At 46.3% G+C, this 20,466-nt stretch carries 15 protein-coding genes, 2 tRNA genes and 1 pseudogene; 5 read left to right on the top strand and 13 right to left on the bottom strand.

Annotated elements, in window-relative coordinates; translation table 11 throughout:
* Positions 1-49 precede the first annotated feature (49 nt).
* Together IS446_RS14910 and IS446_RS14905 are read left to right on the top strand one after the other, a co-directional pair.
* Positions 50-664, top strand: coding sequence for a Crp/Fnr family transcriptional regulator (locus IS446_RS14910; RefSeq protein ID WP_203061554.1), 615 nt, complete (start codon positions 50-52; stop codon positions 662-664).
* 165 nt (positions 665-829) lie between these two features.
* Positions 830-1,039 (top strand): YgaP family membrane protein, encoded by a 210-nt coding sequence (locus IS446_RS14905; RefSeq protein ID WP_203061553.1) that lies wholly within the window; start codon positions 830-832, stop codon positions 1,037-1,039.
* Positions 1,040-1,126: 87 nt separating this feature from the next.
* Here the strand turns inward: IS446_RS14905 and IS446_RS14900 are convergent, their stop codons facing one another.
* The 7 genes and pseudogenes from IS446_RS14900 to IS446_RS14870 all read right to left on the bottom strand — a co-directional run bounded on the left by IS446_RS14900 (position 1,127) and on the right by IS446_RS14870 (position 9,751).
* Positions 1,127-1,762: a DUF2202 domain-containing protein gene (locus IS446_RS14900; RefSeq protein WP_203061552.1), complete on the bottom strand. Its 636-nt coding sequence runs from the start codon at positions 1,760-1,762 to the stop codon at positions 1,127-1,129.
* A 224-nt stretch (positions 1,763-1,986) separates the two neighbouring features.
* A complete protein-coding gene (locus IS446_RS14895; protein WP_203061551.1) occupies positions 1,987-2,292 on the bottom strand; it encodes a hypothetical protein in 306 nt (101 codons plus the stop codon).
* Position 2,293: 1 nt separating this feature from the next.
* Positions 2,294-5,488, bottom strand: a complete 3,195-nt coding sequence (locus IS446_RS14890; RefSeq protein WP_203061550.1) for an efflux RND transporter permease subunit — start codon at positions 5,486-5,488, stop codon at positions 2,294-2,296.
* 2 nt (positions 5,489-5,490) lie between these two features.
* On the bottom strand, positions 5,491-6,576 hold the full coding sequence (locus IS446_RS14885) for an efflux RND transporter periplasmic adaptor subunit (RefSeq protein ID WP_203061549.1): 1,086 nt from the start codon (positions 6,574-6,576) through the stop codon (positions 5,491-5,493).
* 8 nt (positions 6,577-6,584) lie between these two features.
* Entirely contained in the window at positions 6,585-7,892 is a 1,308-nt protein-coding gene (locus tag IS446_RS14880; protein WP_203061548.1) for a TolC family protein, read from the bottom strand.
* Between the two features lie 299 nt (positions 7,893-8,191).
* Positions 8,192-9,463, bottom strand: coding sequence for an NAD(P)/FAD-dependent oxidoreductase (locus tag IS446_RS14875; RefSeq protein ID WP_203061571.1), 1,272 nt, complete (start codon positions 9,461-9,463; stop codon positions 8,192-8,194).
* Between the two features lie 13 nt (positions 9,464-9,476).
* A pseudogene (locus tag IS446_RS14870) lies at positions 9,477-9,751 on the bottom strand (TIGR03643 family protein).
* Positions 9,752-9,974: 223 nt separating this feature from the next.
* On the opposite strand from IS446_RS14870, the gene IS446_RS14865 reads away from it, so the two are divergent.
* Both IS446_RS14865 and IS446_RS14860 read left to right on the top strand, forming a co-directional pair.
* Positions 9,975-10,826 (top strand): hypothetical protein, encoded by an 852-nt coding sequence (locus tag IS446_RS14865; RefSeq protein ID WP_203061547.1) that lies wholly within the window; start codon positions 9,975-9,977, stop codon positions 10,824-10,826.
* Positions 10,827-11,012: 186 nt separating this feature from the next.
* Positions 11,013-11,086, top strand: a tRNA-Arg gene (locus IS446_RS14860).
* A gap of 192 nt (positions 11,087-11,278) precedes the next feature.
* Here the strand turns inward: IS446_RS14860 and IS446_RS14855 are convergent.
* The gene (locus IS446_RS14855) at positions 11,279-12,049 is read right to left on the bottom strand and encodes a peptidase associated/transthyretin-like domain-containing protein (RefSeq protein WP_203061546.1); all 771 of its coding nucleotides are present in this window, start codon (positions 12,047-12,049) and stop codon (positions 11,279-11,281) included.
* 104 nt (positions 12,050-12,153) lie between these two features.
* On the opposite strand from IS446_RS14855, the gene IS446_RS14850 reads away from it, so the two are divergent.
* Entirely contained in the window at positions 12,154-13,557 is a 1,404-nt protein-coding gene (locus IS446_RS14850) for an ADP-ribosylglycohydrolase family protein (RefSeq protein WP_235996527.1), read from the top strand.
* A gap of 45 nt (positions 13,558-13,602) precedes the next feature.
* Here IS446_RS14850 and IS446_RS14845 read toward each other — a convergent pair whose 3' ends face one another.
* From IS446_RS14845 to IS446_RS14825, 5 genes are all read right to left on the bottom strand, one after another.
* Complete coding sequence (locus tag IS446_RS14845; protein ID WP_203061545.1) at positions 13,603-14,046, bottom strand: hypothetical protein; 444 nt, start codon at positions 14,044-14,046, stop codon at positions 13,603-13,605.
* Between the two features lie 298 nt (positions 14,047-14,344).
* Positions 14,345-14,419, bottom strand: a tRNA-Val gene (locus IS446_RS14840).
* Between the two features lie 83 nt (positions 14,420-14,502).
* Positions 14,503-15,636, bottom strand: coding sequence for an efflux RND transporter periplasmic adaptor subunit (locus IS446_RS14835; RefSeq protein ID WP_203061544.1), 1,134 nt, complete (start codon positions 15,634-15,636; stop codon positions 14,503-14,505).
* Between the two features lie 2 nt (positions 15,637-15,638).
* Positions 15,639-19,985, bottom strand: a complete 4,347-nt coding sequence (locus IS446_RS14830; RefSeq protein WP_203061543.1) for a CusA/CzcA family heavy metal efflux RND transporter — start codon at positions 19,983-19,985, stop codon at positions 15,639-15,641.
* 86 nt (positions 19,986-20,071) lie between these two features.
* Positions 20,072-20,461 carry a hypothetical protein gene (locus tag IS446_RS14825; RefSeq protein WP_235996526.1) on the bottom strand — a complete coding sequence of 130 codons (390 nt, stop codon included), beginning with the start codon at positions 20,459-20,461 and terminating at the stop codon, positions 20,072-20,074.
* Positions 20,462-20,466: the final 5 nt, after the last annotated feature.

The following is a 20,466-nucleotide window of genomic DNA, read 5'->3' as shown; positions in this document are numbered from 1 at the left end:
TTTATTATCTTTAATAAATGCGGTTCAATAATTTTCGTAAGACTTAACCATGAATAACGATTCTAAACCATCTGTATCACTTCAACGGATCATTGATAAAATGACCGTGGCAGGAGAAGTGCACTATATCGAAAAGGGTACGGAGATCCTCAGGGAAGGACAGTACGTTACCGTAGTCCCTTTGGTTAGAAAAGGATTGGTCAAGGTTTTTACGAGGTATGAAGACAGAGAGCTATTGCTGTACTACATACGCCCTGATGAAAGTTGTATCATGTCGTTTGCTGCCGGAAACAATCGTGAACCGAGCCAGGTGTATGCGGTTACCGAGGAGGATAGTGAACTCCTCCTGATCCCGGTTACCGCGATCCATGCTTTAAGTCATGAACATCCCTTTGTTAATACTTTCTTCTTTCAACAATACAAAGAGCGATATGCCGAGTTGTTGGACACCATTCATCATGTGTTATTCAGTAAAATGGATGTAAGGCTTTATAAGCATTTAAAGGAGAAGGTCGCCTTGAAAAGGGAGAATCCTCTCAATATGTCGCATCAGCAGATCGCCAATGAACTGGGCACTGTTCGGGAGGTGGTGAGCAGGATCATGAAGAAACTGGAGGGTGAAGGACTGGTTAAACAGGTGGGGAATGCAATTGAAGTGTTGTAGTTGTGACCTTAGTCACTGCATGACTTCAGGACCATGAGTATATTTGATATGATCGATGAAAAAAAGTCAACTAATAAAATTTGCAATGGTCTGTTTGATCTGCTTTGGACTGATCACACTGATCGTTTTAACCATTAAATATTTGTTCAACTAAAATCAATTATCATGAAGAAAAATATGGGAGCTACCGATCGTATCCTGAGGATACTCGTAGCAGTCGTTATTGGCGTATTGTATTATACCGGCATCATTAGCGGGACCCTGGGTACGGTATTGCTCGCACTTGGCGCAGTATTCGTTCTAACCAGTTTGATCAGTTTTTGTCCGCTCTATGCCCCATTTGGGATCAATACCTGTCCGGTTAAAGAAAAGTAAGCAACGCTTAGCTTGAATTCATAAAATGAGAAAGCCCCTGACAGCAGGGGCTTTTTGGTTGGGGCAAACCCTATATAAAAAGCAATTTTAAAGTTTGGTGGTTTCTTTTTTACAATTTTCTTTCTTGCAGCCTTCCTTTTTGCAACCCTCCTTCCCGGTAGCATCTTTTTTACATCCGTCCTTTTTGCATCCTTGCTTACCGGTCTTTTCTCCTCCTTCACCCAGATGACGGTTAAAGGCTGCCAGATGACGTTCAGATGCTTCGAGTAAATAGGAATACATCACCTTGAGGTCTTCATTTGCTGTGCTTGCGAGCGCCTCTTTAAGGTCGGCGATATCGGTTTCTTCGATAAGCTTACCGGTTTTTAAGGCTTCTTCTTCTGAGGTCATTCCGGCCGTTATAAGCTGTTCGTAAAGCATTTTGATCTCAGGATCGTAGAACACTCCTTTTTCCCCGTCGAGGCGGTATTCGATCTTATGGGTATCAACCATCGTTTTCACCTTTTCCAGGTGCCGTTGTTCACTTTGTGCGATATTGTTGAAAATACGTTTGCCATATTGCTCGTAAAAGGCAGTATATGCGTCGTGGGCCATTTTCTCTTCCTCCAAAAGGTAGGTGAGTGCTTTGGCATCTTGTTCTTTTAGTTCCTGCTGTTGCGCGATTCCCATTACGGGTAGCGACAACAAAATGGCTGTTATTATTTTAATGATCAACGTGTGCATGGTAATAGTTTTTTTATGCTTTATAAGACGGTCTGGTCCTTTTATGAAAAGGCTTTAACCGGGGGACTAAAATTACGGCTTTCCTGTTATTTCCCATGTTACACGGGTCACTAAGCAGACCTGTTCTAAATACTAAAACCCCCGCAGCAGGTAAACTACTGAAGGGGTTTTCACTAACAAACCTAAACCATAGGCACTATGTAAACACACATGAAAAAGTGTACTTATATAAACTTCTCGATGGGCACCACAATGGCGCGGATCGGATTATTGGTTTCGATGTTCTTGTTGAATTCTTCGATCAGGTCGAACAGGATATCGATCTTATCCGGGGCGGTAAAGGAGAAGAACATATTTGAATCTGCTCCTGAACGTTCTCCGGTGACCCAACTCGCTGCTTTAAACACAGCGGGCATGGTTTTGAATCCGTCGATATCGGAAGAACTGAAGTTCTCGATCTCAGCCTTTCTGAACAGCTTGCGAATGTCTTTATTGAATTCTTCTACTGCGGTTACGATTACCAGTTTCATATTATGGATGTTTTTTACGTTCGATCATATAATACACCAGGGGAACGACCAACAGGGTGAGGATGGTCGAAACAATGGTACCTCCCATAAGGGAAATGGCCAGTCCCTGGAAAATAGGGTCAAAGAGGATCACAAAGGCTCCGATCACTACGGTTCCTGCAGTTAGCAGGATCGGGGTGGTTCGCACGGCCCCGGCTTCGATCACCGCCTGTTTTAAGGGCACGCCTTCCTCCAGTCTCAGGTTGACGAAGTCGATGAGCAGTACCGAATTACGCACCATGATCCCGGCCAGGGCGATCATTCCGATAAAGGAGGTCGCGGTAAAAAAGGCACCGAGCATCCAGTGCCCAAGAATGATCCCTACCAGTGATAAGGGTATGGCCACCATCATTACTACCGGGGTCTTGAAATTCTGGAACCATCCTACGATCAGGATGTAGATAATAAAGATCACGGCCAGGAAGGCACCACCCAGATCGCGGAATACTTCAAGGGTGATCTGCCATTCACCATCCCATTTTACCGTGTAGTTATCCTCTAATTCCGGTTGTTCCATATAGCGTTCTTCGATAGTATATCCCTGAGGCAGGTCAATCGCCTTTAGCTTGTCTTCCATTCCCAGGATGGCGTATACCGGACTTTCTAATGTTCCTGCCATATCGGCCAGCACATAGACCACACGTTTTTGATTCTTTCGGTAAATACTTTTATCGCGGGTTGCTTCCTTCACGTTTACCAGGTCGCCGAGGGCCACCATCTTTCCTTGTTCGGAACGTACCTGGAGCTGGTTGATATCCATCACCGACGATCGTTCTGCCTCATCCAGTTCCATAACGATACTCACTTGTTTTGAAGCCTTCTCATCATAAAGGGTTCCAATGCTGTTGCCGGAGAGGGCCGTATGCATGGTATAGGCCACCTGTTTTGGAGCAACCCCGTTTAGCATGGCTTTTTCGCGGTCTACTTCATAGCGGAATTCCTTTTGATCGGCTTCCACCATCCAGTCAATATCCACCACATCCTCGGTGTTCGAAAGGATCTGGCGCAGCGAATCGGCTATGGCGATCTGTTTGTCGTAATCAGGGCCGTACACTTCTGCCACGATGGTAGAGAGTACGGGTGGCCCCGGTGGTACTTCGACCACCTTGAGGTTGGCCCCGTACTTCGCAGCGATGCGTTGCATCTCCGGACGTAATTTTTTGGCGATATCGTGACTTTGTTCGCTACGGTCGTGCTTGTCGGTGAGGTTCACCTGGATGTCGGCCATATTGCTGCCTCCCCTAAGGTCGTAGTGTCTTACGAGTCCGTTAAAGGTGATCGGAGCCGAACTTCCGGCATAACTCTGGTAATTCACCACTTCCGGACGCGTACGCAGGTATTGGGCCACTTCGGCGGTTACGGCTGCGGTGCGTTCGAGGGTGGTTCCTTCGGGCATATCGATCACCACCTGGAATTCGTTCTTATTATCAAAAGGCAGCATTTTAACCGCTACCGAGTTGGTAAAGAACAAACTCATGGATCCCAATAGGAGCAGTACGTTCACCCCAAGAAATACCGTGCGTTTGAACTTATTCTCGATAAGCGGACGCTCCAGCTTCTCGTAAATGCGATACACCAGGGTATTCGACAGGTCTTGTTTCTCCGGGTCTTCCTCCGCTTTTTTATCTTTTTCTCTCAGGAAAATATATCCAAGGTAAGGGGTAATGGTCAGGGCCACGAAGAGCGAAAGGATCATGGCGATGGAAGCCCCTATGGGCATCGGACTCATATACGGTCCCATGAGCCCCGAGACGAAGGCCATAGGTAGTACCGAGGCGATCACCGTAAAAGTGGCCAGGATGGTGGGGTTCCCCACCTCGTTAATAGCATAGATGGCAGCCTGTTTAAAGGGCAGGCGTTTCATCTTAAAGTGCCGGTGCATGTTCTCGGCAATAATGATAGAATCGTCTACCACGATCCCGGTTACGAATACCAGGGCGAACAGGGTGATCCTGTTTAGGGTGTAATCCAGCATATAGTAACTCAACAAGGTCAGGGCAAAGGTGATCGGTACTGACAGGAAAACTACCAGGCCGCCACGCCAGCCCATGGCCAGCATCACCACGAGGGTAACCGCTATGATGGCACCGATAAGGTGCATAAGGAGCTCGGATACCTTTTGTGAGGCAGTTTCTCCGTAGTTACGGGTGACCTCCACGTGAACATCATCGGGGATGAGGTTGGCGCGGAGGTGCTCGGTCTTCTCCATGATCTGATCGGCGATCTTCATGGCATCTGCCCCTTTTCTTTTGGCTACAGAGACGGTGACAGCAGGGTATTCTGAAGGGTAATTGGCAGCCTTTTCAGATGCCTGCCCAAAGCCCATGGACACGTAGTTCCCGGGTAGCTCCGGACCGTCGATGATCTTAGCCACCTGCTTCAGGTAAACCGGCATATTATTGTTGACCCCTACCACGAGATTTTCCACGTCGCTAACCGTTTCCAGGAACCCACCGGTGTGAAGGAGGAATTCTTCATCATTGCGGTTAAATTTCCCGGCACTCAATTGGGCGTTGTTGGCCCTGATCATTTCTGCAACACTCAACACATCGAGTCCGCTTGCGGCCAGCTTAGCCTTATCGAGTACAACGCGAAGCTGGCGGTTTCTTCCTCCGATCTGTTTGGTTACCGAAACTTCAGATACCTTTTCGATCTCATCAGAGAGTTCCTGCGCCATTTTCCGCAGCTGGTAGTCGTCGTAGTTTTCGCTCCAAAGGGTGAGCGCCATAATAGGGACATCGTCAATGGCCCGCGTTTTAACCAGCGGAAAGGTGACGCCTTCCGGCATCTGGTCCATATGTTTGTTGATCTCGTTGTAGAGTTTTACGAACGAGCGTTCAATATCTTCTCCCACGTAGAACTGAACGATCACCATACCCTGTTCTTTCATTGCGGTGGAGTATACGTACTCGACACCTTTGATGTTGGAAATGAGCTTTTCAAGGGGTTTGATGACCCTTGATTCTACTTCCAGCGGACTCGCCCCGGGGTAGCCAACGAAGATGTCGGCCATGGGGACGTCGATCTGGGGTTCTTCCTCACGGGGAATGAGGAAAGAGCTATAGACACCGATCACCATGAATACGACCATAAGGAGTACGGTGAGCTTAGAGGTGAGGAACCCCTTGGCAATTTTTCCTGCTAATCCTTCTTTCATGGTTATTGGTTGTTTTTATTCGTTACTTTGATTCCGTTGTACAGCCTGGTAGCTCCGGGGACGATATAAGACTCTCCTGCAGAAAGTCCTGAAAGCACTTCGACGTTATCGCCGGATGTCCTTCCCAGTCGCAGCCAGCGTAGTAAGGCTGTATTGTTTTCGCTCAGGGTGTAAACTCCGGTAAGTTGCCCGCGATGAACCAGTGCACTCACAGGGATGCTTACCTGTTGGGCATTAGAATTTCCGGATACCGGGAATTGCACTGTGGCGTACATTCCCGGAAGGATATCTTCCCGTGGATTTTCCAGGGCCACCTTGACCATGAATTGACCACCGGTATTTCTAGAGGAGGTACTGAGTTCGGTTACCTTTCCGGAAACCACCCCGGCAACAGAACGCACCTGTACGTTGACCTCCTGATCTTTTGCTACACCGGAGATCTCACTTTCAGGGACCAGGGCAGTGACTTCAAGTGCCCCTTGTCCTTCAACAGCAACCAGGGGTTGCCCCGGATTGGCCATATCACCCTCCTTAACGTAGGTTCCTGTGATCACCCCGTTAAATGGGGCTTTAATACGGCTATAGGCCATTTGAGCGTTCACTTCCTTCATCATTTGCCTGGCCGATTCCAATCGCGCCTCTGCCATTCGGTATCTCGCCGTGATATCGTCTACTTCCTTCTGTGAAGCACTGTTCTCGGCGAAGAGTTTGTTAAACCGGTCATGATCTTTCTTTGCATTTTCAAAGGCGGTTTCCGCTTCAATAATTCCTGCCTCTACCCGGGCGCGCTTCGCCTCGATATCGGCATCGTTGATCACCAACAAGAGCTGTCCTTCGCGAACCGTTTGGCCTACGCCGACCTTCACCGATTCTACAAATCCCATCATGCGGGTACTGAGGTTGGCACTTTTTACCGCCTGAACCGTTCCGCTGGCGTTAAGAATGCGTTGGTCATTGCCTTCGGCTACGGTTCTGATCGTTACGGGTACCGCTTCAGTGGACTTTGTGGTTTTGACTTCTTCCTCATGGCCACAGGCCGTAACAAGGAGAGCTGTTGTAAATAAGAGGGTATATAGCTTCTTTTTCATGATCGCGTTTATTCTTTGGTTAAAAATTGCAGGTAGGCCTGCGCGTAGTTCAATTCGTATATGGTTTGATAGTATTCGAGTTGTTTTTGGGCATACTGGGTCTCAGCCATCAGAAGGTCGGTGGTGCGCTCCAGTCCCTCGCGAAAGCGGTTGGTGCGTATGCGCAGGGATTCTTCAGACTGCTCCAGGGCTTTTGCAGAAAGGTCGAGTCGGCTTTCGGCAACTTCAAGGGCGCGTTTGGCCTGGTTGAGTTCCATCTCGCTTTGGGAGACGTATTGCTCCAATTCCAGCCTTGAGCGTTCATATTCTGCCTTACTTTGTTCGGCCTTGCCCACATTCTGGTATCCCTTAAAGATGTCCCAGGTGAGGCTGGCACCAACGAGATATCCCTGGGCGTTGCCCTGAAATACTTCATTGTCGTAAAGCTGGTAATTTCCGAAGGCATTGAGTCGTGGGAGAAAGGCTAATTTATCGGCCTTACTCATCATTTCTTTTGCATGGGTTGCCATTTCTAAGGCTTTAATATCTGCTCTGTGTTCAGACAGCAAGGAGTTTGGGTTTTCCATTCCTGCCAGGGTCAAACTGTCTTTTGGTTGATATATGCCTTCTGCCGGCTCGTTCATTAGAAATGCCAGGTAGTTGGAGGCATTCTTAATAGTATTCTGAGCGTTATGCAGCTGACTGGTCACTTCGTTTACGCGTACTTCTACTGCGAGTAGGTCGGCCCGTTGCAGCAGTCCCTGTTCAAAGCTGTTTCTTGCCAGGCGTTCGTTTTCCCGCGCAGCTTCAAGGGCTTTTTGTAAAACCGATTCAGCCTTGTAGGCCAGTTGCAGCTGCATGTAAGCCTTCTCGGTTTCCAGTAGCATATGGTCGGTACTTCGCAATGTTTGAAGTTCCATGGCTTCCATACCCAGTTTCGCAGCCCGGCGCTGATAGAATCCGTCGACATTGATCAGGGGTTGTTGAACCTCGATCACGGTGGCGAAATTTCGTGTTTCTTCAGGGTCATTAAGCGCGGCAGGATCAAAATCGGCCGGGGTAAGGATCTCCTGGTTCAGTTTGGATCCGAAGGCCATAAGCGGATTCGTGGTGAGAAATCCGGTATGGGAAGCGGTTACCGAAGGAAGGAAAACCGAATTGGTTTGTCGGTATGCTGCCCTGGCTTTAAGAGCCTCTTCCTGCGCCAATCGTATATGCAGGTTTTTCTCCTTTATATTCGCTAATGCCTCCTCTTTAGTGAGAAATATCTTTTCCTGACCGGTGGAGATCCCGGAGGATAGAAAAAGCATTAAGAGTATGGTTATATGAATTCTCATCGTCTTGAATAATTTATTTTTCAAAGGTAGGGTGGGACTTTGCCGAGTTCAGTAACCCTTGTTACTGAGGATGTTTGGTGCGTAAATAAGGGTGTTTCAGCTGATTTTCAAGAGTTAATGATATCTTTTGTTGGTCTGGAGCAGAAATCATTGATGAAGTTCTTAATGAAATGAATGAAGAGAAAATTACAGGTCACGGCAAAAAAGGGTAAGCCGGCCCTTTTGGCGATAAAGAATTAAGGGTTTACAGGGGGATTTGATTTTGAAGATCGAAAGGAAGGACTTACCGGGGGTAAAGTTTACTTATTGTCTCTGGGTCTGATGATCATTCTGAACTGCTGGTCCATATTGATGTAGTACCCGGTCCAATTGTAAAGGGCTCTAAGTCGGTTTCTGAAGTTTACCAGGGACATGATATGTACGAATACCCATGAGAACCATGCAGGGAAGCCTTTGAGGAAGAAGCTGTTCCCCGGACCATCGGCTACGGCTTTGTTTCTTCCGATAATGGCCATAGAGCCTTTGTCTTTGTATTCAAAGGGCTTCCATGAACTACCTTCTGGTCTTTTCAGGTTCTTTCCCAGATTCTTAGCCATTTGTATAGCCACCTGAGCTACCTGCGGATGTCCTTTGGGATAGCGGGGATCGTCTTTTAAATAGGCGCAATCGCCCAGGGCATAGATATTGTTATAGCTGTACAATTTATTGTACGCATCTGTTTGCATACGTCGGCCGGGGCCCAGATCTTCCGGCTTAAAGCCTTCAAATACCCTGGCATAGATCCCGGCCGCCCAGATGAGGTTTCGCGTGGGAATGGTAGTGCCATCGGAGAGGTAGACCGTCTCGTCTTTAAAGTCGTTCACCATAACATTCAGGCGGATGTCTACCCCCAGTTGCTTTAGCTTTTTTTCGCTGTAACGTTGAGAGTTAGACGACATGGCCGAGAGCACCGCTCCTTGTCCGTCGATCAGGTAGATATCGCCCAGGTCTTCGTCTTTTAGTTCCGGATAATCTTTGATCAGGATGTTCTTTCGCATTTCAGCAAATATTCCGGAGAGCTCCACACCTGTAGGTCCGGCTCCAGCGATCACGAAAGAGAGTAGTTTTTTACGTCGCTCTGGATCGTTTACGCGGGTAGCCCGTTCCAAGCGGGTAAGTATGAGGTTTCTTAAGGCCAGGGCATCACTGATGGTCTTCATGGGAAGGCTGTATCTGGCCACATTTTCGTTCCCGAAGTAATTCGTTTCAGCACCGGTGGCCATCACCAGGATATCGTAATGCAGTTCTCCGTTACTCAGGATCACCTTGTTCTCCTGTGGAATGACTTCCTGTAGGGCGGAAAGTCGAAAGCGCACATTTCTTTTTTTTCGTAAGATCTTTCTAAAAGGATAGGAAATGGCAGAAGGTTCCATAAATCCAGCTGCTACCTGGTAGAGCAGGGGAGGAAAGAAATTGTAATTATTGAGGTCGACAAGGGTGATCTGGAATTCGTCGGTGGATTGCAGTTCATTGATCAACTCCAATCCCGCGAATCCGCCACCGATGATCACTACCTGTTTTTTTTCCTTCATCATGTTTCCTTTTTTATCGTTTGCTCATAAGGTTACCGCTAATAGCCTTTTGCCGTGAGCATTCAAAGCGCGAGATCTCCGGGTTGCGCTTTTTGAGGTGTTTTTGACTTACCCCGCTATTGACGCGTTTGCGCCATCTTTTAAACCAGAAGGTCTCAGTTCGCTTCTCATGAGCTGAATAACTTCTATTTCTGAAAGACCAAATTGATAGGTAATGGCTTCAAAAGGCGTACGGTCCTCCCAAACCATTTCAATGATCCTGTCCAGTTGAAGATTTGTTAATTCCATTCTTTATCAGCAACTTTAAGGGAAGGAACAAAATTTATGGGAAACGGGCTTTTAACAGATTCATAAAATTTTGTAATTCACTGTATTTCAGTTAGAACGCCTTCGTTTTTGTGGTGGTATTCGTTGCCTATGTTGCTCTTTTTTATTAGTTTAAGGATACTTCTTTAAGCGTTTCTCCTACACTTCCGGTAATGATCCAATAAATGAATTAAATCAGTGTATTATGAAACTATTGAGATTTTTACTGACTGTTATTTTTGTTTCCGGCGGATTCATTTCTGTGGAAGCCCAGATCCTGAAAAAGTTAAAGAAGAAGATCGAAAAGGGTTTGGAGAAAACCGTGATCGATAAAACCAACGAGAAGGTGCAACATGAGGCAGGTAAGGTCATGGAAGACATGTTGGAAGGTGACCTGATGAAGTCCAATCCGATGATGAATCAGGGTGAAATGGCCGATATGGCAGAGGTTGCCGATACGTATACTTTTAATTATGTGTACACCCTTGAGATGAAGGATGATACACGTGATGAAGCGGTGAACATGGATATGTATTTACAGGCCAATGCCGATTATTGGGGTATGAAAATGCAACAGGCCGAACAGATGACCATGGTACATGATGCCGGCAGGGACCTGATGGTGATGTTTATAGATCAGAACGGACAGCAAATGGCGATGGCCTTTAAATCCGATGTCGGAGATATGACAGAAGAAGCAGCTGAAGCTTCTGAATTTGAGGTTCGGGAGATCCCGGGGAAGGAGATCATGGGTTATGACTGTAAGGGTTTCGAGGTAGAGACACCTGAATATTTGGTTACTGTATACAATACGTTTGAAGCTGAGGTGTCCCTGGCTAATGTTTTTGGGGTTACCGAAGACCTTCCCAGCGGATTTGACCCGGAATGGATACGGAAGGACGGACAATACGGTCTCATGATGGAGATGCATATGAAAGATAGGACGGGGAAAGGAAATGATGTTTCCATGCGATGTGTTGATCTTAAACAGCAGTCACTTACTCTTAATAAGGCAGATTACCAAAGTTTCTCCATGTCGGGAATGGATAAACAATGATCTTTTGGTGTAGACCAAATGCTGAAAATTGACGGGTTAATTTATTGAAAATTGTTAGGTTATATTCTGATGCAGGGGCTGCAAGCGGTCTGTGCTTTGGCAGACAGCCCTTTTATTTTTTAAAAAATCTAATTTTCTGTTGGAAAATAAATAAAAGTACGCTTATATTTGCACCCCGAAAGGAACGGTCGAGTAGCTCAGCTGGATAGAGCATCTGCCTTCTAAGCAGACGGTCACAGGTTCGAATCCTGTCTCGATCACATCAAGCACAAAACCCATCGCAAAAGCGATGGGTTTTTTTATACCCTGAAGCCTCGCAAGCTCGCTTGCAAGAGGCGAGAGGGTATAAAAAAAACAGTGCTGCGAGAGCAGCACAGGGTTTTGTATTTGCAGGAGTGCATTGGTAAAGGATGACGCAGTAATCCTGAAGCCTCGCAAGCTCGCTTCTACTTTTATTCCTTTTCCAAATCCTTAAATTTTCGTGCATTCTCCATTACAGCTTCCAGGAATTGCAACTCATTGCCATTAGCCGGTAAATCAGTATTAAGGTGCTGTTTTTCGAGGTATTCACAGAAAAGGCCATATTGTTCCAGGGGAATGTCAAGTTCCTCTTTTAGAAATTTGGCATTGACTAAATGATGTACGCGGAAGGCATTTTCGAGATCTTCAGAAGAAAGGAAGATCTTTTCTGTGGAGTTTACTTTCTTATTCTTTTTAAACCATCGCAATAGGGAACGAAAGATATATGCAAAATTCACCCCGTAATTGGGAGCTGATGGCCTGTACTTTTCAGGGTGCTTCTTTATATCCTCCTGAATGATTATGTTGAGATCTTTGGAATATGCAATGGGTTCGAACTTCTTTGGTTTCATGGTCTTTTTGACCACGACTTCATCCAGTTTGATATCGTTGCTTTTAAGTTCAATAATGCAGCCTTGATCCAGTATCTTCTGTGTCACTATCAAGACCTCCGTCCTGAAAAAATTGGAACGAAAGGATATACTGTCGCCTTCTTTTCCGGGAATGGAGAAATATCCCTGAGTATTGGAGTAAACAGTTGCATTACCGGACCTGTTATTGATGGTGATTCCCTCTAAAGGGGTATCATTATTAAATATTCTTCCGTTTAGTTCTTGTGCCTTTAAATGCGGACTAATAAGGAAGCAGGTGTATAAAAGGATCAGTTGTAGCTTTTCTGTCTTACTGAGGATGTGGTGTTTCAAAATTAGCTATTGATGGTTGTGTTATGAAAGTTACAACCTTAATCCTGTCGAATTTTTACTACAAAACGTTAAAGGCTGCTAAAATGCTGTTAAAGAGTGAGGTGATGAATAAATCTGTGTTGTTCGTTGCAAATACTCATAGTATTGAAGATCTTTATATGGTAAATTTCAACCCCATGTACAAGCACTTCTTTTACCTCATTCTCTTATGGTTACTCACCCTTTTAAACCTCTCCTGTAATGCTCCACAGGAGTCCGAACAGATCACCATCTCCCGGGAGGCTTACCATGACAAATTACAAGGTTTCTGGCTGGGTCAAAGCATTGCCAACTGGACCGGATTGGTGACCGAAATGGATAAGATCGGGAATATAGGGGAATTACGAACAGGACCTTTCTATACCCGCGAAGATTGGGGACAACCGGACCAGCCCAGTATTTTCAATCCGGATGCTCCCAGTGACCTGTCGCCAACCATCGATTTTGTACTTCGTGATACTTCTGAGGTATGGGGTGCCGATGATGATACGGATATTGAATATATGTATCAGCATTTACTGTACACCGATAAAACGGCTATGCTTACTCCTGAACAAATACGTGACGGCTGGTTAAAGCACATTAGGAAGGAAGAGGAAAACTTTTTATGGGTATCCAACCAAAGGGCCTTTGATCTGATGGGACAAGGGATGTTACCACCGGAAACAGGGAAACCGGAAAACAATGAACATTACGATATGATCGATGCTCAGCTTACCACTGAGATCTTCGGATTATTTGCACCCGGCCAACCTGAGGTAGCACGCAGGATGGCCTACCTGCCTATACGAACGGTAGCGGAAAAGGAGGCTGCGGAAATTGCCGAATTCTATGTGACTATGTACGCTTTGGCGCCAGTAGCAGATACCACGCTTAGTATGGGACAGCGACTAAAGGGCATGGCCAGGGTGGCCAGGAACCTCTTACCTGATACTTCTTACACTGCAAAAATGTACGATTACGTATATGAAAAATACACTTCGGGAATTCCGTGGGAACAAACCCGGGACTCGATATACCAGCGCTATCAGGTACAGCAAATGGATGGCTACGACATCACTTCACGTAACCTGTATTGCAACGGGTGCTTTGCCGGAGGAATTAATTTTGCCTCCAGCCTGGTAAGTCTGTTTTACGGTGAAGGCGATCTGAAAGAAACTATTAAGATCGGAACCCTTGCCGGATGGGATTCTGATAATCCTACAGCTACCTGGGGCGGATTGATCGGATTTATGTTGGGAAAAGAGGGGGTAGAAGCTGCCTTTGGAAGAACACTTTCAAATAAGTTTCATATTCACCGTACCCGACAAAATTTTCCCAATGATGGTATGGATACTTTTGACCAGATGGCTGATAAGGGAATGTCCATAACAGAACGTGTGGTTATTGAACACTTGAACGGTAAGGTGGATGAGGAACGTGATCTTTGGATCATTCCTGTGAATTCTATTTCTACAACTCAAAAATAGCTGGCCTGAGCTAAGTAAAGCTATAAGTCTTGGAAATAGCCGATCTTACAGGGATCCGTTCACATCGACATCGGTAATAATAAGACGATATTCATACCTCATATTCCCGATATCACTGAATACCCATGCCTCGTTATTTAGCGGTTCCTGTTCATAAAAGAGAATAAGATCGCCTCCATTATCGATGTAGAGTCTGATGAAGTTTATAGATTCGGTTTCTGCAGGAGACACGGGCCCTTCAACACTATTGAAATCGGTGGAGACATAAAGGATATCGCCGGCGGGGATCTCCTCGATGTTGTTGTTATCCCTGATCAGGAAAATTGGCGTACCTGAATTATTCTGGATAATGTAGTCACTTGCAAAATCGATGTTTTCCACCTCTTCTTCACATTGAAAGGCAAATAAAAAGGGGAGTAAGATCAGGAATGCTGTTTTTTTGAAATAGGCTATTTTCAAATTTTCCGGAAGGCGGCTTAAGGTTTTCATAGCATCATAGGTGTTCAGGGAATTATTCTTTCTTACACTATAAAGCTACAAACTAATCACAGCTTAATGTGTTGCCCTTCAGATATTTTACGATTCTTTAACGCGGAGATTACTCCCTACGCCTGTATTCGACAGACAAGCTCGTGAACCAGACTGGAGCCGCTTTTGCAAATACAAAACCCAAACCTGCTGTTGCAGGATTGATTTTTTCATAGCCCTTTCGCTTACGAAAGCGAGCTTTCGAAGCTTCAGGGTATAAAAAAATCCATCGCGAAAGCGATGGATTTTGTGCTTGATGTGGGTCATACTGGATTCGAACCGGTGACTTCCACCCTGTCAAGGTGACACTCTAAACCAACTGAGTTAATGACCCTATTCGGGGGAAAAATACATAATAATGTAAAATATTTAATGCTGTCAGGGATTTTATTTTTGACGCCTTTCATGTTTTACCCATCACCGAATAAGATCAAAAGCCCCTCTTGCTAACACTCGAACCGTGGTATCCAGCCGGGGCTTCAAGATCACGGTTTGCTCGGCGATCTCATTGCCGGGGGTAACTTCGAGCATACGGAATACATAGTGCGCTTCATCTTCTTTTTCAAGGATCATTATAAAATGCTTTTGTCCCTTTTCGATAACGGCTGAAGTGGGCACTGTATATCGCATTAGTGTGCCGGGATCGGTGGCATCGGTCGTGATCTCTGCTTCGACATACATCCCCACCTTAAGTTGTTCTTTCAGAGCATCGTCTATATGGCCGTGAACCCGCACCGTTCTGTCACTACTAAGGGCATCGCTAATGAGGTGAACTTCGGCGGGGAAGACTTCCCTGGAGGCTTCGGGGATTCGAAAGTGTATGGGCTGTCCTTTCTTCACTTTCAAAATATCCTTTTCAAAGATATTGAGTTCCAGGTGCAGGTGGTCACTATTGATGATCACCATGGCCGGATGCGACCGGGGAACAAAGCTTCCGCGGTTGACGTCGATTCCTGTAATACTCCCTGAAATCGGTGCATATATATGAAATACCGGGACTATGTTTTCTCCAGTAATGGCCTCCGGATCGAGATTAAGCAGTTGTAGTTGTTTTTGCAATCCGTGAAACCGTGCCTTAGCGGTAAGGTATTCGCTCTGTGCTTTTAAAAAGTTTTTCCTGGAGGTGATCTGTTCTTCTAGAAGTTTCTGATTCCGCTCGTATTCTTCCTCGAGGTATTCCAGCTGTTGCTTTACTTCCAGGTATTGCTGTTGGAGGGTCACGAATTCCGGATTTTCAAGGCTCATAAGCAGTTGACCCTTCTTTACCCGATCGCCTACCAATAAGGGGGTGTGGGTGACATATCCGCCCATTAGCGGACTCACCTCTACTCGGTTTTCGGGAGGCACATCAATGGTTCCCGTAGTTCGGATACGTTCGGTTGCTGTGATCGCGTTTATCGTGGCCAGCTCCATGCCATTCGAGCGGAATTGCTCTTTGTTTATCGTAGTCTGCGGGGTGTCTTGTGCGGTTTGTATTGCCTGTGCACCTTCTTCCGAAGGCGATTTACATCCCACGAGGACTATGGCCATATATAAAATGAAGTTTCTCATAATTATTCAGATAAGGTTAGGTGTCTTAATTGGATAACGGTATCGTTGTACAATCGCAGCTGATCGAGTCGGTCGATGAGGATGCGGTAGGCGTTTTCAAGGGTTTGGATGTATTGGAAAAAGTCTAGTTCTCCATTGATAAATCCGGCTTCGGCAGTGTGTATGAGCTCACCGGCAATAGCTTTTCCTTCGTTCTCATAGTACGCCAGGTTATTATCGTAGGTCTGTAAGAGGCTTTCGAGCTCCTGCTTTTTATTCTTGTAATTGAGGAGGAAGTCCTGCCTCTCGTTAGTCATGGCCGCTTCTGCCAGGCCTGAGGCTTTGATCTTCGATGCCTGGCCTCCAAAGAGAATGGGGATCTTAAGACCTACCTGATACCCGTAGAGTTGTTCGTTCAATGTGCTGTTCGAACCGCGAAAATACTCCAGGCTGATATCCGGCAGTAGTTTGTGCTTTTCGAGGGTATTCTCGGCCTCTCGCAGCCTTACTTCGCTATCCATGATATTCAATTCCGGAGATAGCAGGGTATCAGGTGGAAAATAGGGGAGTTTTTCCGGTGGTTCCCGGTTTATCGCGAAGCTGTCTTTGGCCTGTACGAGCAGTGTGATCCGGTTTTTGAGGATGTTTACCTCGGTTTGCGTTTCCTGAAGGTGTATGGTTACCTGTTGCTGTTTGGATCGGGCAGTGATCTTTTCGAGGTAATTGGTCTCTCCCAGTTCAAAACGACGGGAGGCAGCATTGGCGAATTTTTTATACAGGCTGTCAAGCTTTGCGTAAATGTGTTGTTTTTCAAGGGTGATCTGATATTGGTAATAGGCGGTTTGCAGATCGCGAAGGAGTCTTCGGGAGCTCAGGTCGTAGTGGTATACCGATCTTTCTGCGCGGACCTTTTGTACATTTCGCATGGAGGTGTATACGGTGGGGAAACGAAAATCCTGCTGAATGCCGATCACCTCAATAGGTCGGCCATTTATAGCCAGATTGTTCTGGTCATATTGGTAGTAGATGGAGGTTTTATCAAAATCCCATGCGGCACCCTTAAGAGATTCTTCCCGGAGCTTTTCAAAAGATAGCGCCTTTAGCCCCGTATTGTTCTCCAGGGCTGCACTTTCAAGGCTATCGAGATCGAGAACAGGAACCTGGGCTGTGGCTACCGTACCCCATAGGGATGCCCCGATCAGGAACACGATCCCCGCTACCGGAGTTTCCGGTCGTGAGGTGTTTGTTTTAGTGTCTTTCTTTTCATAGATCATGGTGTAGAGTACCGGTAAAACGACCAGGGTTAGGAGGGTAGCGGTAATGAGTCCGCCAATGACCACAGTAGCCAAAGGTCTTTGTACTTCAGCTCCCACATTGGTCGATACGGCCATGGGGAGAAATCCGAGGGCGGCTGCCGTGGCCGTTAGTATTACGGCACGGAGGCGGTCTTTTGTTCCCTGGATAACGAGGGCTTCTACACTTTTAAATTTAGACATGTTCATATCTTTAAAATGCTCTATGAGAACGATCCCGTTGAGGACGGCGATCCCAAAGAGCGCAATGAAACCTACTCCGGCAGAAATGCTGAAAGGCATACCCCTTAGGGCCAGTAGCAATACGCCTCCCACTGCCGACAGGGGGATGGCCGAATAAATGAGCACGGCCTTTTTAAGGGAGTTAAAAGCAAAGAAGAGCATGAAGAAAATGAGCACCAGGGCAATGGGCACGGCCACCAAAAGCCTGGATTTCGCTTCCCGCAGATTTTCAAACTGTCCGCCATAGGCCACCGTATAGCCTACAGGCAGGTCGATCTCTTTTTCGATAAGCCCCCTGATATCGTCTACGACCGATTGCAGGTCGCGGTTACGTACATTGATACCCACTACAATACGCCTTTGGGTGTTATCCCTTGAGATCTTGGCTGCTCCTTTTTTATAAGTTATCGTGGCCAGTTCTCCCAGTGGCACCTGCTGGCCATTGGGAAGGTCTACAAATAGTGATCGCAGGTCTTCGATGCCCTTTCTGTGCTCTTCCTGTAAACGCACTACCAGGTCGAATTGCTTTTCGCCTTCAAAAATGCTACCGGCTGTTTTTCCCGAGAATCCCATGGCAATAAGGTCATTGAGCTCATGAATATGGAGACCGTATCTAGCGATCTTTGTACGATTATAAGAAACATTCATTTGGGGGAGTCCTTCGATCTTTTCTACGGTTACATCAGCAGCTCCGGGAACACTTTCGGCCAAGGTTTTGATGCGATCGCCTAAACGGGCAAGGGTTTCCAGATCTTCTCCAAAAACCTTGACCGCAATATCCGAGCGCACCCCTGAAATAAGCTCGTTAAATCGCATTTCGATGGGTTGGGTGAATTCTATTTCGATACCGGGGATCACTGCGAGGGCTTCCTTGAATTTCTCTGCAAGATCATCCTTGGTATGGGCAGATACCCATTCATCTTTATCCTTGAGGGTAATGATCACATCACTGTCTTCCATACTCATGGGATCGGTGGGCACTTCGGCAGCTCCTATACGGGAAACCACCTGTTTGACCTCCGGGAAATTATCCAGGAGTATGTTCTCGATACGGGTGGTGGTCTCAATGGTTTTACTCAGGGAGGTCCCTGTTTTTAATACCGGTTGGATCACAAAATCGCCTTCATCAAGGGTGGGCACGAATTCTCCTCCCAACCTTGAGAAAATGATACCTCCGAGCAGTACAAGCAGGGACGCCAGCACTAATACCGTCTTTTTATTACGCATGGCCATGTATAAAAATGGTGTATACATGCTTTCTATGATGCCCATGACCTTTGCAGAGAGGTTGTTCTTTTTACGGGTTTCCCGAAGGAAGAGTGCCGACATTACAGGAACATAGGTAAAGCATAGGATCATGGCGCCGATAAGGGCAAAGCAAAAGGTAAGCGCCATGGGTTTGAACATTTTACCTTCAATACCACTAAGAGACAGTATGGGGATGAAAACGATAAGGATGATAAGCTGCCCAAAGACGGCAGAATTCATCATTTCTGATGCACCCTGAATACTAACCCGATCTCTTAATTCTTGCTGTTCCTTCTTTTTTAGCCGGTCTGTGCCCAATTTCTCTCCCGCCAGTTTAAAGGCTATGAACTCCACAATAATTACCGCTCCGTCTATAATGATCCCAAAATCGATAGCACCAAGACTCATCAAATTGGCATCGACGCCAAAGATGTACATGAGTGATAATGCAAAGAGCAGGGATAAGGGGATCACAGAGGCGATCACCAGTCCTGAACGCAGATTGCCCAGAATGAGCATCACAGCGAAGATCACGATCAAAAAGCCCAGTATGAGATTTTCGGTGACGGTAAAGGTGGTTTTATTAATGAGCTCGCTCCTGTCCAGGAAGGCATTGATATACACGCCCTCAGGCAGGGACTTTGAGATCTCATCAACCCGTTGTTTTACGGCATCGATCACCTGTTTGGAATTCGCATCTTTAAGCATCATGACCTGTCCCAATACTTTTTCGCCTTCTCCGTTACCGGTTATCGCACCAAAGCGGGTGGCGTAACCATATCCGACTTGGGCGATATCTCCAATGGCAACCGGACTTCCGTTCCTGGTGGTTACTATGATCTTGCGCAGGTCGTCCAGGGAAGTCACCAGTCCTTCTCCGCGGATGAAATACGATTGATCGGTTTTTTCGATATAGCCTCCTCCGGAAACATTGTTGTTGTTTTCAAGGGCCTCGAAAACCTCACCTACAGACAGGTTCAAAGCGTTGAGACTGGAGGTATTTATTGCTACTTCGTATTGTTTGAGATAGCCTCCCCAAGTATTGATCTCTACGACCCCCGGAATACCCGACAGTTTTCGCTTTACGATCCAGTCCTGAATGGTGCGCAGGTCCATAGCCGTATACCGATCCTTGTACTTTGGTTTTACATCGAGTACATATTGGTAGATCTCTCCTAATCCGGTGGTTATAGGGCCCAGTTCTGGAGTGCCGAAGCCTTCTGGGATGCGTTCGCTGGCCGATTTGATCTTTTCGGTAATAAGCTGCCTGGGAAAGTAGGTGCCCATATCGTCATCAAATACAATGGTGACTACGGAGAGACCAAATTTGGATACCGATCGTATCTCGGTAACTCCGGGTAAATTGGCCATTTCCAGTTCTACGGGATAGGTGATGAATTTTTCCATGTCCTGGGTAGACAGGTTCCTTGAGGTCGTTATCACCTGTACCTGGTTATTGGTAATGTCGGGTACAGCCCCAATGGAAAGTCTGGATAGCGAATACAATCCAAATCCGATAAGGAAGAAGGTGGAAAGAAAAATGATCAGCTTATTATTAACGCTGAAATGTATTAAGCGAGTGAGCATGATTCCATGTTAAAAATGACAGATTACACTTCCCAGCGCATCATTATGGATGCAGGAAGACAAATTGGAAATGATGGTGAAGGGAATCAGCTCTTTTTCGGAGGCTGGAAGGTTTTGCTCACAAAGAGCGTGCTGTTAAAGGAGTTATGGAAGTTGTCGGTAAGGCGCGCTTCAACTTCCGGAATACTCAAGGTGAACTCAGTAGGTTCCAGAACGGCCAGTGGGCCGTGTGCACTTAAAAAGCTGTGCTGAAATGGCAAACCCTGGTGGTTCTCTTCATCCTGATGATCCATTCCGGTACTGTCATCAGCACCGTAATGCTTGGCCATAAAGGTGAACAGATCGTCACCATACTCTTTTTGGTGAAAGCGATAATGCTCGACAAGCTCATCCAGGCCGGAAATATCCCCGGCTGAAATGTGAAGCGATTGAAAGCTGATCACTCCTGCTAAAACAATGGCCATACACTTAAACATAACTT

Origin of the sequence: Robertkochia sediminum, assembly GCF_016786255.1 — a bacterium.
GTDB classification, from domain to species: Bacteria; Bacteroidota; Bacteroidia; order Flavobacteriales; family Flavobacteriaceae; genus Robertkochia; species Robertkochia sediminum.
This window is presented reverse-complemented; position numbering and strand designations above follow the sequence as displayed.

Excerpts from the sequence above, each read along its gene's own strand:
- IS446_RS14865 (WP_203061547.1), top strand. The coding sequence starts at position 9,975 with ATGAAACTATTGAGATTTTTACTGACTGTTATTTTTGTTTCCGGCGGA.
- IS446_RS14875 (WP_203061571.1), bottom strand. The coding sequence starts at position 9,463 with ATGAAGGAAAAAAAACAGGTAGTGATCATCGGTGGCGGATTCGCGGGA.
- IS446_RS14850 (WP_235996527.1), top strand. The coding sequence starts at position 12,154 with ATGAATAAATCTGTGTTGTTCGTTGCAAATACTCATAGTATTGAAGAT.
- IS446_RS14830 (WP_203061543.1), bottom strand. The coding sequence starts at position 19,985 with ATGCTCACTCGCTTAATACATTTCAGCGTTAATAATAAGCTGATCATT.
- IS446_RS14910 (WP_203061554.1), top strand. The coding sequence starts at position 50 with ATGAATAACGATTCTAAACCATCTGTATCACTTCAACGGATCATTGAT.
- IS446_RS14845 (WP_203061545.1), bottom strand. The coding sequence starts at position 14,046 with ATGAAAACCTTAAGCCGCCTTCCGGAAAATTTGAAAATAGCCTATTTC.
- IS446_RS14900 (WP_203061552.1), bottom strand. The coding sequence starts at position 1,762 with ATGCACACGTTGATCATTAAAATAATAACAGCCATTTTGTTGTCGCTA.
- IS446_RS14905 (WP_203061553.1), top strand. The coding sequence starts at position 830 with ATGAAGAAAAATATGGGAGCTACCGATCGTATCCTGAGGATACTCGTA.
- IS446_RS14890 (WP_203061550.1), bottom strand. The coding sequence starts at position 5,488 with ATGAAAGAAGGATTAGCAGGAAAAATTGCCAAGGGGTTCCTCACCTCT.
- IS446_RS14835 (WP_203061544.1), bottom strand. The coding sequence starts at position 15,636 with ATGAGAAACTTCATTTTATATATGGCCATAGTCCTCGTGGGATGTAAA.
- IS446_RS14895 (WP_203061551.1), bottom strand. The coding sequence starts at position 2,292 with ATGAAACTGGTAATCGTAACCGCAGTAGAAGAATTCAATAAAGACATT.
- IS446_RS14885 (WP_203061549.1), bottom strand. The coding sequence starts at position 6,576 with ATGAAAAAGAAGCTATATACCCTCTTATTTACAACAGCTCTCCTTGTT.
- IS446_RS14825 (WP_235996526.1), bottom strand. The coding sequence starts at position 20,461 with ATGTTTAAGTGTATGGCCATTGTTTTAGCAGGAGTGATCAGCTTTCAA.
- IS446_RS14880 (WP_203061548.1), bottom strand. The coding sequence starts at position 7,892 with ATGAGAATTCATATAACCATACTCTTAATGCTTTTTCTATCCTCCGGG.